The 14,059-nt window shown below is 64.3% G+C and carries 15 protein-coding genes; 11 read left to right on the forward strand and 4 right to left on the reverse strand.

Annotated features, from left to right (window positions below):
* The first annotated feature begins 100 nt into the window (after window positions 1-100).
* A complete protein-coding gene (locus tag RT662_RS06945; protein ID WP_313669979.1) occupies window positions 101-1,630 on the forward strand; it encodes a M20/M25/M40 family metallo-hydrolase in 1,530 nt (509 codons plus the stop codon).
* Here RT662_RS06945 and RT662_RS06950 read toward each other — a convergent pair.
* On the reverse strand, window positions 1,627-2,271 hold the full coding sequence (locus RT662_RS06950; RefSeq protein ID WP_313669980.1) for a PEPxxWA-CTERM sorting domain-containing protein: 645 nt from the start codon (window positions 2,269-2,271) through the stop codon (window positions 1,627-1,629). The two genes, RT662_RS06945 and RT662_RS06950, sit on opposite strands and share 4 nt — an antisense overlap.
* Before the next feature lie 153 nt (window positions 2,272-2,424).
* Window positions 2,425-3,519 (reverse strand): MBL fold metallo-hydrolase, encoded by a 1,095-nt coding sequence (locus RT662_RS06955; protein WP_313669981.1) that lies wholly within the window; start codon window positions 3,517-3,519, stop codon window positions 2,425-2,427.
* An 82-nt stretch (window positions 3,520-3,601) separates the two neighbouring features.
* On the opposite strand from RT662_RS06955, the gene RT662_RS06960 reads away from it, so the two are divergent.
* From RT662_RS06960 to RT662_RS07000, 9 genes are all read left to right on the forward strand, one after another.
* The gene (locus tag RT662_RS06960; protein ID WP_313669982.1) at window positions 3,602-4,195 is read left to right on the forward strand and encodes an FMN-binding negative transcriptional regulator; all 594 of its coding nucleotides are present in this window, start codon (window positions 3,602-3,604) and stop codon (window positions 4,193-4,195) included.
* Window positions 4,192-4,845, forward strand: a complete 654-nt coding sequence (locus RT662_RS06965) for an HAD-IA family hydrolase (RefSeq protein WP_313669983.1) — start codon at window positions 4,192-4,194, stop codon at window positions 4,843-4,845. The genes RT662_RS06960 and RT662_RS06965 overlap by 4 nt, the downstream gene beginning before the upstream one ends.
* Window positions 4,838-5,080, forward strand: a complete 243-nt coding sequence (locus RT662_RS06970) for a hypothetical protein (protein ID WP_313669984.1) — start codon at window positions 4,838-4,840, stop codon at window positions 5,078-5,080. Before RT662_RS06965 ends, RT662_RS06970 begins: the two co-directional genes overlap by 8 nt.
* 9 nt (window positions 5,081-5,089) lie before the next feature.
* Window positions 5,090-5,293 (forward strand): hypothetical protein, encoded by a 204-nt coding sequence (locus RT662_RS06975; protein WP_313669985.1) that lies wholly within the window; start codon window positions 5,090-5,092, stop codon window positions 5,291-5,293.
* Window positions 5,290-5,982 (forward strand): ATP12 family protein, encoded by a 693-nt coding sequence (locus tag RT662_RS06980; protein WP_313669986.1) that lies wholly within the window; start codon window positions 5,290-5,292, stop codon window positions 5,980-5,982. The genes RT662_RS06975 and RT662_RS06980 overlap by 4 nt, the downstream gene beginning before the upstream one ends.
* Window positions 5,983-6,042: 60 nt before the next feature.
* Window positions 6,043-7,575, forward strand: a complete 1,533-nt coding sequence (locus tag RT662_RS06985; RefSeq protein ID WP_313669987.1) for an acyl-CoA carboxylase subunit beta — start codon at window positions 6,043-6,045, stop codon at window positions 7,573-7,575.
* 138 nt (window positions 7,576-7,713) lie between these two features.
* The gene (locus RT662_RS06990) at window positions 7,714-8,181 is read left to right on the forward strand and encodes a DUF2269 family protein (protein ID WP_313669988.1); all 468 of its coding nucleotides are present in this window, start codon (window positions 7,714-7,716) and stop codon (window positions 8,179-8,181) included.
* A gap of 123 nt (window positions 8,182-8,304) precedes the next feature.
* On the forward strand, window positions 8,305-8,616 hold the full coding sequence (locus RT662_RS06995; RefSeq protein ID WP_313669989.1) for a UrcA family protein: 312 nt from the start codon (window positions 8,305-8,307) through the stop codon (window positions 8,614-8,616).
* 420 nt (window positions 8,617-9,036) lie between these two features.
* Window positions 9,037-11,043 carry an acetyl/propionyl/methylcrotonyl-CoA carboxylase subunit alpha gene (locus RT662_RS07000; protein WP_313669990.1) on the forward strand — a complete coding sequence of 669 codons (2,007 nt, stop codon included), beginning with the start codon at window positions 9,037-9,039 and terminating at the stop codon, window positions 11,041-11,043.
* A 15-nt stretch (window positions 11,044-11,058) separates the two neighbouring features.
* Here RT662_RS07000 and RT662_RS07005 read toward each other — a convergent pair whose 3' ends face one another.
* Window positions 11,059-12,549 carry a hypothetical protein gene (locus RT662_RS07005; protein WP_313669991.1) on the reverse strand — a complete coding sequence of 497 codons (1,491 nt, stop codon included), beginning with the start codon at window positions 12,547-12,549 and terminating at the stop codon, window positions 11,059-11,061.
* A gap of 232 nt (window positions 12,550-12,781) precedes the next feature.
* Between RT662_RS07005 and RT662_RS07010 the strand changes: the two genes are divergently transcribed.
* Window positions 12,782-13,405 (forward strand): PEPxxWA-CTERM sorting domain-containing protein, encoded by a 624-nt coding sequence (locus tag RT662_RS07010; RefSeq protein WP_313669992.1) that lies wholly within the window; start codon window positions 12,782-12,784, stop codon window positions 13,403-13,405.
* A 7-nt stretch (window positions 13,406-13,412) separates the two neighbouring features.
* Here RT662_RS07010 and RT662_RS07015 read toward each other — a convergent pair.
* The coding region (locus tag RT662_RS07015; RefSeq protein ID WP_313669993.1) for a LytTR family DNA-binding domain-containing protein at window positions 13,413-14,059 on the reverse strand (647 nt) is incomplete at its 5' end.

The following is a 14,059-nucleotide window of genomic DNA, read 5'->3' on the forward strand; positions in this document are numbered from 1 at the left end:
CAGGGCTTTTCCTGTCGTCAAAATCGCCTATTCTCCACCGCTTGGCGGCCGGCCGTACCTGGCCGACGTGATGGGCCGAATCAGGCCATGGGGAGAATGCATGACCAGTCTTGATCGCCGCCAGTTGCTGGCCGGCAGCGCCGCCTTGATGTTGCCGGGCATGGGCATGGCCAGTGCGGCCCGCGCCGCCGTGGCCCCAGCTGCCGATGCCCAGAAGAAGATCCGCGCCGCGATCGACCGGCAGCTGCCCGAAAACATCGCCCGCATCCAGGACTGGATCAAACATCCCGGAATCGCCGCCGAAAACTGGCAGATGGAAGAAGCCTGCGCCTACACCATGGGCATGATCAGGGACGCCGGCTTCCAGATGGTCAAGCGCATGCCGACCAAGGGCCAGCCCGGCATCTTTGCCACGCTCGATGCCGGGGCAAAGCGCACGGTGGGCATCTATTTCATGTATGACGTGAAGCAGGTGAACCCGGCGGAATGGTCCAGCCCGCCGTTCGAGGCGCGCATCACCAACAAGCCGGGCTGGGGCCAGGTGATCGTTGGCCGCGGCGCCATCAACCAGAAGGGCCCGGAAGCCGCCTTTCTGGCTGCGCTGCATGCCTTCCGGGCGGCCGGGCAGAAACTGCCGGTCAACCTCGTGCTGGTGGCCGAAGGTGAGGAGGAGATTGCCTCCCCCAACTTCCACCAGATCGTGCAGGCCCCCGAAGTGCTCGCCGCGCTCAAGAAATGCGATGGCATCGTCATCCCCACCGCCTGGCAGACGGCCAATGGCAGCACGGTGATCAATCTGGGCGCCAAGGGCCCGATCGAGTTCCAGCTGATTGCCAGCGGCGAACGCTGGGGCAAGGGCCCGAAGATCGACATCCATTCCAGCCAGCACGCGCACGTGGATTCGCCCGTATGGCACCTGGTGCAGGCGCTCAACACGCTGGTGAAGGAAGACGGTTTCACCCCGGCGATCGACGGCTGGTTCGACAATGTGCGCGGGCTGACGGCACGCGAAAAGGAATTGATCGCGATGACGGCCGCCAGCCAGAGCGAGGCCGAGGCCAAACGCGCGATGGGCGTGAAGATGTGGATCAACAACGAACCGTGGCAGCAGTCACTGGAACGGCTGGCCTCGCAGCCCACGGTCAACATCCAGGGCCTGGTCGCCGGCTATACCGGGCAAGGCGGCAAGACCGTGCTGCCCGGCCGCGCCGAAGCCAAGCTTGAATGCCGGCTGGTGCCGAACCAGACGTTCCGGGAGGCCGAAGCCAAGCTGAAGGCGCACCTGGCCAAGCGCGGTTTCGGCGATATCGAAGTGGTGGTGAGCGGCGGTTACGACCCGACCGAAACCGCCGAAGACGCCCGCGTCGTGCGCGCCCAGCAGGCGGTTTACAGCCGCTTCAACGCGCCCGCCACGCTCTACCCGCGCAGCGCCGGCAGCTGGCCTGGCAGCGTCTTCACCCAGCCGCCCGTTTCGCTGCCAGCCGGCCAGTTCGGCCTTGGCCACGGCAGCGGCGCGCATGCTCCCAACGAATATTTCGTGGTGGAAAGCACAAATCCCGCCGTGCAGGGCCTGGCGGGCTGCACGGCGGGATTCGTGGATTTTCTGTACGAGATGGCGGTAACGGCTTAGGCCGTCGGCACCATCCGGCGGCGGCGAGCCGCAGCACCAACCAGGCCAAAGCCGGCGATCAGCATCGCCCAGCTGGCCGGTTCCGGCACCACGGAAGCGTCGCTGGTGAGGAATTCGACGCGCAGACCCGACGGATTGCCGCTGACCTGGCCGACGTTGGTGACGTTGAAGGTGAGCGTGTTGGTGCCTGACGCAAAGCCGCTGCTGGCGCCAAACGCCGTCCAGCTGGTGAAGCCGCCGCCCGATGCTGCCAGCAGATTGCCGTTGAGCAGGATCGAGGTGACCCGATTGTCGGCAGCAAACCGGCCGGTGAACGACGCGGTGCCGGGGATCAGGCCGGCCAGCGAGAAGTTGAGCGTGTAGGCGTAATTGTCGTCAGCCACCGGGCTGAGGCTGTCGCCGGCGTTGCTGGTCGGCGTGATCCAGCGCGAGGTGGCGGTATCGGCCAGCCAGTTGGTGGCAACCGGGAACACGCCATTGGTGCCGCTGACGAAGGCCGGACCGCCGAACAGCTGCCAGCTGCTGTCGACACCGTTGGTGCCCAATGCAAAGCCGGCGCCGGTGTTGACAAGCCCGGTGATGGTAACGGCGCTGGCGGGGGCTGCAAAAGCCAAGAGCGCGGCGGCAATCAGAAAACGCATGATTTCACTCCAAACGATCAATAGCCGTTTGGTAACCAAACACCGTGCCAATCGACCAACCAACTGATTTATGGCCGTTAATCTGTGTTTTCGCGCCACTGGTTGTAAAACATTCCGACACTCAAGTTGTGCGGCGCCGTTTGCAGACGGGCTTCATCCCCGCACGAACCGGTCCACGCCGCTGCCGTCCTTCACGCGGCTGACCCGGCCGCGTTCTTCCAGCCAGTGCAGGTGGGCGACGGTCTCGCCTGTCGCCAGGCCATAATCCGCTTCACCGATCGGCCGGCGGAACAGGGCGGCGAAGCAATCGACGGCGGTGCGGGGTTCGGCGCAGAACGCCTCCAGCTTTTCCAGCTTACCATGGTGATCGGCGGCGAGCTGGTCCAATCGCGTGTGGAGGCCGTAGAAGGGCTCGTTGTGAGCGGGCAGCACCAGCACGTGATCGGGAATGGCGCGCAGCGTGTCGATGCTTTCCAGCCAGTCGCCCAGCGGATCGGCATAAGGCTCGGTGGGATAGACCGAGACGTTCGACGTGATGCGCGGCAGCACCTGATCGCCGCTGATCATCACGTCATCAGCCACCAGGCAGGCATGTTCCGGCGCATGGCCGCGGCCGACCACGACCGTGAACTGGCGCGCGCCAATGCTGAGCACATCGCCGTCGCGCAGCCGCTTGAAGCCGGCCGGCATCTTGGAAATGATCTTGCCGAAATTGCCCCAGGCCTTGGCCTTCATGGCGGCCACCTGTTCGTCGCTCCAGCCGGCGCGGATTGAGAAGGCCACGGCTTCATCCGGCGGCGCATCGCGCACATCCAGCGTGAGCGTGCGGGCCAGCAGATATTCGGTGCGGGTGATTTCCAGCGGCACATCCCATTTGCGGCACAGCCAGCCGGCCATGCCCAAATGATCGGGGTGATAATGGGTGACGATGACGCGGGTGACCGGTTTGCCCTTCAAAACGCCGGAAAACAGCGCTTCCCACGCCGCCTTGCTGGCCGGCAGGCCCACGCCAGTATCGACAATGGCCCAGCCGTCGCCGGTATCGAGCACCCACAGGTTGATGTGATCCAAGCCGAACGGCAGGCCCATACGCACCCAGAAAATGCCGGGCGCCACCTCTTCGGCCTCGCCCGGGCCCGGCACCCAGCGGCCGAGCGGATAACGCAGGCCCTTGATCTCGTCTGCGTCGCGCGGTTCCGTGCTGGCCTGACCGGCGGGGATGGGCAGCAAGGGCGGTGGTTCGGTCATGATGGCCAAGGGGTAGCGGGCAGGCCACGCGGCGTCGACTCTCCTTGCCGACAGGATGGGCTTGCGGCAGGGAGTGCCCGCGATGCATCCCAACAACGCCTTCCGCAGCAATGATGACCCGCTGGCCTTTGTTGCCGCGCACGGCTTTGCCCACATCTTTGGCCAAACGCCCGACGGCCCGCGCGTGGCGCATGCGCCGGTGCTGGTGACGCCGGCAGGCACCCTCATGTTTCACCTCGCCCGCGGCAATGCGCTGGCACAGCATCTCGATGGGCTCACGGCCCTGATCAGTGTGGGTGGGCCGGGCCATTATGTCTCGCCCAACTGGTATGCCGAGCCGGCGAACAACGTGCCGACCTGGAATTACCAGGCTGTCGAGATCGAAGGCCCGGTGCGGGCGCTGAGCATGGACGAACTGGAAGCGCTGCTGCACTTCGCATCCGCCACCTTCGAGCCGCGCGTGGGCGAGGATTGGACGATGCACAAGATGGAACGCCCGCGCGCCGAAGCCATGATGCGCGCCATTACGGGCTATGAACTCACCCCCGCTGCCATCCGCACCACACTGAAAGCCAGCCAGAACCGCAGCGAGGCTGATGCGATGGGCGTCGTGGCTGCACTGGAGCGTCTGGGCGAGACGGCGGGCGCCGCCACCATCCGGAAGGCCCGCAAATGAAACTCGCCGTCTTTGATTGCGATGGCACGCTGATCGACAGCCAGGTCAACATCATCCGGGCGATGGAGAGCAGCTTCCAGCGCCATGGCCTCGCCCCGCCCGACAGCCACGCCACCCGCCGCATTGTGGGCCTGAGCCTGGTGGAAGCCATGCAGGCGCTGCTGCCGGAGGCGGATTATGACCTGCACCTGAGCCTCGCCGATGATTACAAGACCGCCTTCCAGCGCCTGCGCGCCGACAAGGCGCTCGATGCCGAACCGCTCTATCCTGGCATCCGCAGCCTCCTCGACACGCTCGATGGGCAGGGCTGGCTGCTGGCCGTGGCCACCGGAAAATCCGATCGCGGCCTGAAACTTGCGCTGGAACATCACGGCATCCACCACCTGTTCATCAGCTTGCAGACCGCCGACCGCCATCCGTCCAAGCCGCACCCTTCGATGCTGCATGCGGCGCTGGCCGATGCCGGGGCCCAGGTGGATCAGGCGGTCATGATCGGCGATACCATCTTCGATATCGCCATGGGCGAAGCCGCCGGGGTGCGCAGCATCGGGGTCGATTGGGGTTATCACGACGCGCATGAACTGATCGATGCCGGCGCCGCGCATGTCGCCGATGATGCCGATCATCTGCTGGCGCTGCTCAATGGCTGAAGAGCCGCCCCCCGGCGAAATGCCAGGCTCGGGCGAAATCATCGCCCGGCTGCGGCGGCTGGGCCGGATCATGGCGATCCTGGCGTTGGCATTCGGCGGGGTGTTCGTGGTTCTGGCGCGGCGCAGTGCGGCGGCCGGCGAGACCGGCGAGGTTGCTTCCATCCTGTTCTGGGTGGCGGCCGTGCTGCAGTTCGCGCTGGCATTCGTCTTGCTGTGGCGCGGACGGCGGGGGTAAGGCCAGATCATGTCGCAAGCCCCTCTCCCTGCTGCCGAAGCGAAGAAGCGTTATCTGGTCTATCTGGCCGTGCGACTGACCGGCCTTGCCATCATGGCCGCCGGCGTGTGGCTGGTACGCGAGGTCGGCCAGGCGCCGGGGCTGGCGGTGGTGCTGCTGGGGGGCTGCTCGCTGTTCGTGCGGCCGAAACATCTGGGCCTCACCCGCAAATGAAGCGGTTTTACAAAGACGCAACCGTCACCGGCGACGGGCCGTTCGGCGTTTCGCTCGATGGCAAAGCGCTGCGCACCCCTGCGCGCGAACTGCTGGCCGTGCCGTCTCTGGCGCTGGCCGAAGCGATTGCCAAAGAATGGCAGGCGCAAGGCGAGAAGATCGATCCGCGCAGCCTGCCGCTGACCGGCTTTGCCAACGCTGCAATTGATCGGGTCGCGGCAGACCACGCCGGTTTTGCCAAACGGCTGGCAACTTATGCGGAAAGCGAACTCATCGCCTATCGCGCCGATGGCCCGGACTCGCTTCTGGCGGCGCAGGCAGCGGCCTGGGACCAATGGGTGGAATGGCTCGCCCGCCGTTACGACGTTGGGCTGACCATCACCACCGGCATCATGCACGTCGCCCAGCCGCCGGCGACGCTGATCCGCCTGCACACGGCTTTTGCCGCCTTCACGCCGTTCCAGCTGGCGCCATTGGATCCGATCGTGACCATCACCGGCTCTGCCGTGCTGGCATTGGCGGTAGCGGAAGGCGAACTGGAGGCCGAAGCCGCCTATGACATCGCCCATGTCGATGCGCTTTGGCAGGAACAGCAATGGGGCCGAGATCCATTGGCGGAAAAAGCCGAAGCGGAACGCCGCACCGATCTGGCGGCGGCTGTTCACTTCCTGCGCCTGTTGGCAGGGTGAAAACATCGCACTTGCCCCAAGCATCGCAATTGCTAGGGAAAGTGCCAAGGGAGTGCACCCATGCTGAAGCAACTGGAAGAACTGGAACGCCGCCGTGACGCTGCCCGCATGGGTGGTGGGGAAAAGCGCATCGAGGCCCAGCACAAGAAGGGCCGGCTGACGGCGCGGGAACGGCTCGATATCCTGCTTGATCCCGGCAGCTTCGAAGAGCTCGACATGTATGTCGAGCACAACTGCACCGAATTCGGCATGGCCGAACAGAAGATCCCCGGCGACGGCGTCGTGACCGGCAGCGGCACCATCAATGGCCGGCTCGTCTATGTCTTCTCTCAGGATTTCACCGTGTTCGGCGGATCGCTGTCTGAACGCCACGCCCAGAAGATCTGCAAGATCATGGACACCGCCATGAAGGTCGGCGCGCCGGTGATTGGCCTCAACGATTCGGGCGGCGCCCGCATCCAGGAAGGCGTCGCGTCCTTGGGCGGCTATGCCGAAGTGTTTCAGCGCAATGTGCTGGCGTCGGGCGTGGTGCCGCAGATCTCCCTGATCATGGGGCCGTGCGCGGGCGGCGCGGTCTACTCGCCGGCCATGACCGACTTCATCTTCATGGTGAAGGATTCAAGCTACATGTTCGTCACCGGCCCCGACGTGGTGAAAACGGTGACCAACGAGGTGGTGACCCAGGAAGAACTGGGCGGCGCCATCACCCACAGCACCAAATCCGGCGTCGCCGATCTGGCGCTCGAAGATGATATCGATGCACTGCTGCGCACACGGATGTTCTTCGATTTCCTGCCCTTGAACAACCGCGAAGATGCGCCGTTCCGGCCCACCAGCGATGATCCGCTGCGCATTGACCACAGCCTGGACACGCTGATCCCGGCCAGCGCCGCCAAGCCGTACGACATGCACGAGCTGATCCAGAAGGTCGCCGACGATGGCGAATTCTTCGAGCTGCAGCCCGGGCATGCCGGCAACATCCTGATCGGTTTCGCCCGTATCGAAGGCCACACGGTGGGCATCGTTGCCAACCAGCCGACAGTGCTGGCCGGCTGCCTCGACATCAATGCCAGCAAGAAGGCCGGGCGCTTCGTGCGCTTCTGCGATGCCTTCAACATCCCGATCGTGACGTTCGTGGATGTGCCTGGCTTCCTGCCCGGCGTGGCGCAGGAATATGGCGGCATCATCAAGCATGGCGCCAAGCTGCTGTTCGCCTATGCTGAAGCCACCGTGCCGAAGATCACCGTCATCACCCGCAAGGCCTATGGCGGCGCCTATGACGTGATGGCGTCGAAACATCTGCGCGGCGACTTGAACTATGCCTGGCCCACCGCCGAAATCGCCGTGATGGGCGCCAAGGGCGCCGTGGAAATCATCTTCCGCCAGGACATCGGTGACAAGGACAAGATCGCTGCGCGTACGGCGGAGTATGAAGCCCGCTTCGCCAACCCGTTCGTGGCAGCATCGATGGGCTTCATCGATGAAGTGATCATGCCGCATGCAACACGGCGGCGGATCGCGACGGGCCTGCGGAAGCTGCGTAACAAGACGCTCGAGAACCCGTGGAAGAAGCACGACAATATCCCGTTGTGAGGAGGCACCTGCATGGCGAATGGCAAGATCTCGATCGGATTTGTGGCCGGCATCGCTGTGGGCATGATCCTCTACAAGATCGTGTTCGGCGGTTGAAACCGCCGCTCGTCGCGGCTGACCGGTAAAGGTCTGCCGGCCATGCCCGAGACCTATCTCGTCTGGAAATTCCTGCACATCACCGGTGTCGTGATGCTGATGGGCAACATCACGGTCACCGCGATCTGGAAGTTCTTCGCCGATCGTGACGGCCGCGGACCGGTGCTGCAGTTTGCCCAGAAGCTCATCACCTACACCGATTGGTCGATGACGGTGTGGGGCGTGATTTTCACCATGATCGGTGGCTATGGCCTTGCCATTCAAGGACAATATGATCTTTTCAGCGGCTGGCTGCTGTGGGCACAGCTCTGTTTCGTTGCGGCCGGGCTGATCTGGATGGGGCTGATCGTGCCGATCCAGATCAAGAGCGCGCGGATGGCGCGCCAGTTCGGCAATGAACCAGTGCCCGATGCCTACAAGGCCTTGTCTAAACGATGGATTTTCTGGGGTCTCGTCTCCACCGTGCCACTGGTGACGGCGCTGTGGCTGATGATCGCCCGGCCCGCTTGAATGCCATCATGACGGCTTGGTTGCAGAAAAAAGACTCTTAAATGACAGTTCCGTGACATTCTTGTTGCATTGACGTGACATTGCCCGCATCATCCTCTCATCAAGTGTTTTGGGAGATTCACGATGCGCACCATGATGGCTCTGATCGCCGCCGCAACGCTGGCAATGCCGGCTTTGGCTGCCGAAGCTGGTTATGAGCAGTGGCAGGTGAAGGTGCAGACCGCTGATCTCGATCTGTCGTCGGCCACTGGCCAGCGCGCGCTGGACAAGCGCCTGTCGCAAGCGATGACGCGCCTGTGCGGCTCACCCGTGCTGTTCACCCGCGATGAACTGGCCGATCTCGACGCCTGCCGCGCCGACGCCATAAAAATTGCGGCGCCACAGATTGATGCGGCCCGCGCCCAGCGCGCCGTGACGGTCGCCGCCAACCGCTAACGGGCAATCCAGCCTGAACCCGAAAGGGCCGGTGCTCACGCGCCGGCCCTTTTGCATTCAGCGGGTTGACGACAGACCTTCAAACTGGACAACGTCACCCGACAAGGCGGCAAGGGCGGCGGCGATGGTGGCAAACAACAGACGCATGGCAAATTCCGAAATCCAGAGGAGTGGCCGGCGCTGCTGTTGGGGGATCAGCAGCGCCGGCCGGGGCGTGAACCGTGGATGCAGCCTGTGGGGGGAACGGCTGCCCGGGGGAAGGGGACCATCTGTCACGCCCGCCTGCCTGTGCTGATGCACCGCAGGTGGGCCAAAGGCCAACAAGTCGTGCCAGTTACGGTTATCGCCAAAATCGATATGTTGCATGACAGCCTCGCAACGTTATTGAGCAATCAGACGAGCAGCCGGGAGCCTCACGCCTTGTTCACGAAGATCCTGATCGCCAACCGCGGTGAAATTGCCTGCCGCGTGATCCGCACGGCGCGCGCGATGGGTATCAAGACGGTGGCCGTCTATTCCGATGCCGATGCCCAGGCCCTGCATGTGCGCGAAGCCGATGAAGCCGTGCACATCGGCGCGGCGCCGGCGGCGGAATCCTATCTGATCGCCGACAAGATCATCGCCGCCTGCAAGGCGACAGGCGCCCAAGCCGTTCACCCTGGCTATGGCTTCCTGTCGGAACGCGCCAGCTTCGTCGAAGCGCTGAGCGCCGCCGGCATCGCCTTCATCGGCCCACCGGCCCCCGCTATCGCCGCCATGGGCGACAAGATCGAATCCAAGCGCCGCGCCAAGGCGGCGGGCGTCAGCGTCGTGCCCGGCTTTGTCGGTGAAATAACCGGAACCGAACACGCGGTCGAAATCGCCGCTGGCATCGGCTATCCGGTGATGATGAAGGCTTCGGCCGGCGGCGGCGGCAAGGGCATGCGGCTGGCATGGAGCGAAGCCGATGTGCGCGAGGGCTTCGATTCGGTTCGCCGTGAAGCACTCGCCAGCTTCGGTGACGACCGCGTGTTCATCGAAAAATTCGTCGAACAGCCGCGCCACATCGAAATTCAGCTGATCGGCGATCAACAGGGCAACATCCTCTATCTGAACGAGCGCGATTGCTCGATCCAGCGCCGCCACCAGAAGGTGGTGGAAGAAGCCCCCTCCCCGTTCGTCACGCCGGAAATGCGCAAGGCGATGGGCGAACAGGCCGTCGCCCTGGCCCGCAACGTCGGCTATTTCAGCGCCGGCACGGTGGAATTCATCGCAGGCGCCGATCGCAGCTTCTACTTTCTCGAAATGAACACCCGCCTGCAGGTGGAACACCCCGTCACCGAGTGCATCACCGGGCTCGATCTGGTCGAACTGATGATCCGCGTCGCCGCCGGGGAACCGCTGCCGCTGACGCAGGAGCAGGTGCAGCTCAATGGCCACGCCATCGAAACCCGCATCTATGCCGAAGATCCCTATCGCGGCTTCCTGCCCTCCATCGGCCGCCTGTCGCGCTGCCAGCCGCCGGAAGCCGGCCTGGATGAGGAAGGCCGTCTGATCCGCATCGATACCGGCGTGGTGGAAGGCGCCGAAATCAGCATGTTCTACGATCCGATGATCGCCAAGCTGATCACCTGGGCGCCCACCCGCGCCGATGCCATCGCCGCACAGGCCGATGCGCTCGATTCCTATCTGATCAAGGGCATCAACCACAATATCGATTTCCTGGCCGCCATCATGCAGCATGATCGGTTCAAGGCTGGCAGTAATGTCACCACCGGCTTCATTGCAGAGGAATATCCCGACGGTTTTCACGGGGCGCCGGTCGCGCCCGAAACCCGCGACGCGCTGGTGGCCGCCGCCGCCATCATCCACGCCGAAACCGTGGCCCGCGAACAACTGATCGATGGCCAGCTTTCCGGCGACGGCGCCATTTATGGAATCAACTGGGTCGTCGATCTGGATGGCGAACAGGTGCCGGTGGAAGTGACCGGCGAGGCCGGCAGCCACGAAGTGCTGATCGATGGCCGCGACCTGGTGGTGCAATCCGGCTGGCGCGTGGGTGACAGCCTGTTCACCGGCAACATCAACGGCACGCCTGTCGCCATCAGCGTCGCGAAGAAGGGCAGTTTTACGCTGCTCACCACGCGCGGCGCGGCCCACAAGGCCCGCGTCCTCACCCCGCGCGCTGCTGAACTCGCCCGCCACATGATCGCCAAGGTGCCGCCGGACATGAGCAAATATCTGCTCTGCCCGATGCCCGGCCTGGTGGTTTCCATCGCGGTTGCCGAAGGCGACAAGGTGGAAGCCGGCCAGCAACTCGCCACCGTGGAAGCCATGAAGATGGAAAATATCCTGCGCGCCGAAAAGGCCGGGGTGGTGGCGAAACTGCTGGCCAAGGCTGGCGATTCACTGGCGGTGGATGCGGTGATCATGGAGTTCGAAGGGTAAGGGGCCTCGCCCCTTTCACTTCACCTGCGGGATTTCAACCGCGATCGGCGGCCCGGCCTGCAGCACCTTCAGATAGGCTGCCGCATCGTCGGTTAGCGCCGCTTCGCGTAGCAGCCGGGCAAAATTGCTCGCGCTGCCGCCGTGCGGGGCAAAGGCCACCGGTTCCAGCACGCGGGCGGCATCGGCCATCCGGCCGGTGCGCACCAACACATTGGCCATGTCGATCACGATACCGGATGCCTGCGGCGCCAGCTGCCACATCAATTGCACGACGTCGAACAGGCTGCCCGGCACGGCGTTGTTGATGATGTCGTGGCTGTGCAGATAGAGGTGCATCGCCCGCCAATTGGCCGGATCGGCCTTGACCGCGCGCACCAACAGGCGCCGGGCGTCGCCGCGATTGATGTCGCGGTTCATCGCAAGCAGCGCTTCGGCCTTCAGCCGCAACAGATCAGCGTCGTCGGGCGCACTGGCCAGCAATCCATCAAGCAGCGGCAGCGCCTTGGCAGCATCGCCCAGATAGAGTTCGGCCATGGCCAATGTGCGCTGGGCCAACGCATCGCCGGGATGGCGGGCGGTGGCGGCCTTGATCCGGGTCAGCGCCGCAGCACGATTGTCGGCCCCGCCGCGATTGTCGAGCCAGGCGTGGAACATCAGCACATCATCGGCCGACGCGGGCAGATCGCGCACCGTTACCGGGGCCGGCGTGGGCGCGTCACGTTCCAGCCGGCTGTAGGTAAAGTTGCGTCCGGCGGTATACGCCCGCAGCTGGCGGGTCAGCGCCTTCAGATCGGGCTCCACCTCCGCCTTGAACGCGGTCAGCGGATCGGTGCCCTTTGCAATCGCACCCAGCTGCGCCGTCAGTTTCTCGCGCATGCCCGGCATGCGGAACAGATAATGGGTCAGCAGCCAGCTTTGCGCATAGAATTTGTAGCGCTCATCGCCGGTCATGCGATCAAGATTGCGGCCCAACACCTGTTCCCACGGCAGCCACACGCCCGACAGGCTGTAGGCCCGCCCCCGATCGAACAGGCCGAATTCCACCCGTTTGGGCTGAAATGTCGTGGTCATGAAATATTCGGCAAAGCCTTCGACATACCAGGCCGGATAGCTGCGCCCGGTGGACGCGAACATGTGATGATGGGCATATTCGTGCAGCAGCACCTTCTGGCCGAAATCACCCTTCTCGGCATAGGCCGCGATGCCGCGATCGCCAGCAGAGTAAAATCCCGCCGCCGAAGGAGCGATCTCCCCGAACGGCACCGCACTGGCAATGGCATCAACCAGATAGATGGTCAGCCTTGGCGCATCATCGTCCAGCTTGGCGGTGGTGAACATGCCCAGCAGATTGCGATAATCCTCCAGCAGTTCGACGCGCTTGCGCAGGGCATCGGCCGGCATCTCGCCATACACGCGAAAATGGGCCGATTCCGCCACCCGCCATGCCGCAGCACCGGGGACAGCGCTCAGCACGCTCACCAGCACGAAGGGCAACAGAAACCGCATCCCGCCAGCATCGCAAAGCCATTCCCACAGTCAAGCCACCAGGGCCGAAAATTCTTTGTTAACCTTTCCACCCTATTAATTGCGGCGGACGTGCGAGGTCCATTTGGGGTCGAAAGTCAATTCCATGCGATATCTGGCTTACCTTTTGGCAAGCTTGCTGGCGATTGGGCCGGTTTCTGCGTCAGCAACGGTTGTGTTGTCGTCCGGGCCGTTGTCGCCCCTGCCCACCGAAGTGAGCGCCCGCGCCCGCTGGGGCGGCACCGGGTTCGAAGCGGTGATGCTGGAGGCGGGCACCCAGGTGGCAGGCACACAATTGAACCCTGTCGGCGCCCCGGTGTGGCAGTTGGGCCAGCCGCACGCGTTTCGCCTGTTCTGGGATTGGACGGTCGGCACGCTGACCTGGCAGATCGATTTCAACCGCGACAACAGCTTCGGTGCCGGTGAAACCGCCAGTTTCACCCGCCCGGCCCGGATCGGCACCAGCTTTTCCTACGTCCTGCTCACCGCCAACAGCCGCACCTCGGGCGCCAACAGCAACGCAATCGACATCAGCAATCTGCGCATCAACGGCACCAACCTGGGCAGCTTCACGGCTGACAGCAACGGCCCTTCGATCGGCCAGTTCTTCGAACCGGATCCATTGGGCGCGCGCTTCCGATCGATCGAAATCCTGGGTGATGTCGTGTTCCGCAACACCGGCGGCAACGGCGCCTTCCAGGCCGAACGGCCGCGCATGCAGATCGATTTCCTGGGCGTGGAACCGGTGCCAGAACCGGCGAGCTGGGTGATGCTGGTGGCCGGTTTTGGCGCCGTGGGCGCTGCCCTTCGCCGCCGCCGAACAGTGACAGTCCACTGAGCCGCCCTTAGCGCAACTGCCCCAGCCCGGCGCGATAGCGGCGGCTGCCCGGCAGGGTTTGGCCCTTGGCCAAAGTCACCGTGAAATCACCATTGCCGGCGCTCGCCACGCTCTGCACCGCGCCACGGCGGACGAGATGAGCGCGGTGGATGCGCACGAAGCCGTGCGCCGCCAACTCATCCGCCAGCGCCGCAAGCGTCACCCGGTGCAGGATGGCGCCATGGATGGTAGCCAGTTCCACATAATTGCCGGCACTGCTGGCGTGACTGATTTCTTCGGGCGCCAGGAACAGCGTGCGACTGCCATCCTTCACGGCGAGGCGGTAGCCGCTGGGCGGCTGCGGCGGTGCGGGTGGCGGCGCAAACAATCTGTCAAGCAACCAGCCCAGCGCGGCCAGCGCTACCAGTGTGAGCGCATCCTTGCGCCATTCGAACAGCAATTGTGCGAGCGACCAGTCGAAACGATAGGCCTGCCCCAGTGCCGCAAACACCACGGTGCGGCTGGCCGCAAGCCAGGCGGCATGGGCCAGCACCAGCGGCACGGTGAGCGCACCATGCGCCGCCAGTGCCGCCGGCCACGCCAGCAGGGGCGGCCGTAGCCGGCGCGAAACCTGCCACAGGGGCCACAGCAGCGCGGCGAAGAAGGTAGCGCTGG

This window comes from Sandarakinorhabdus sp. (assembly GCF_032115815.1).
Classification (GTDB): domain Bacteria; phylum Pseudomonadota; class Alphaproteobacteria; order Sphingomonadales; family Sphingomonadaceae; genus Sandarakinorhabdus.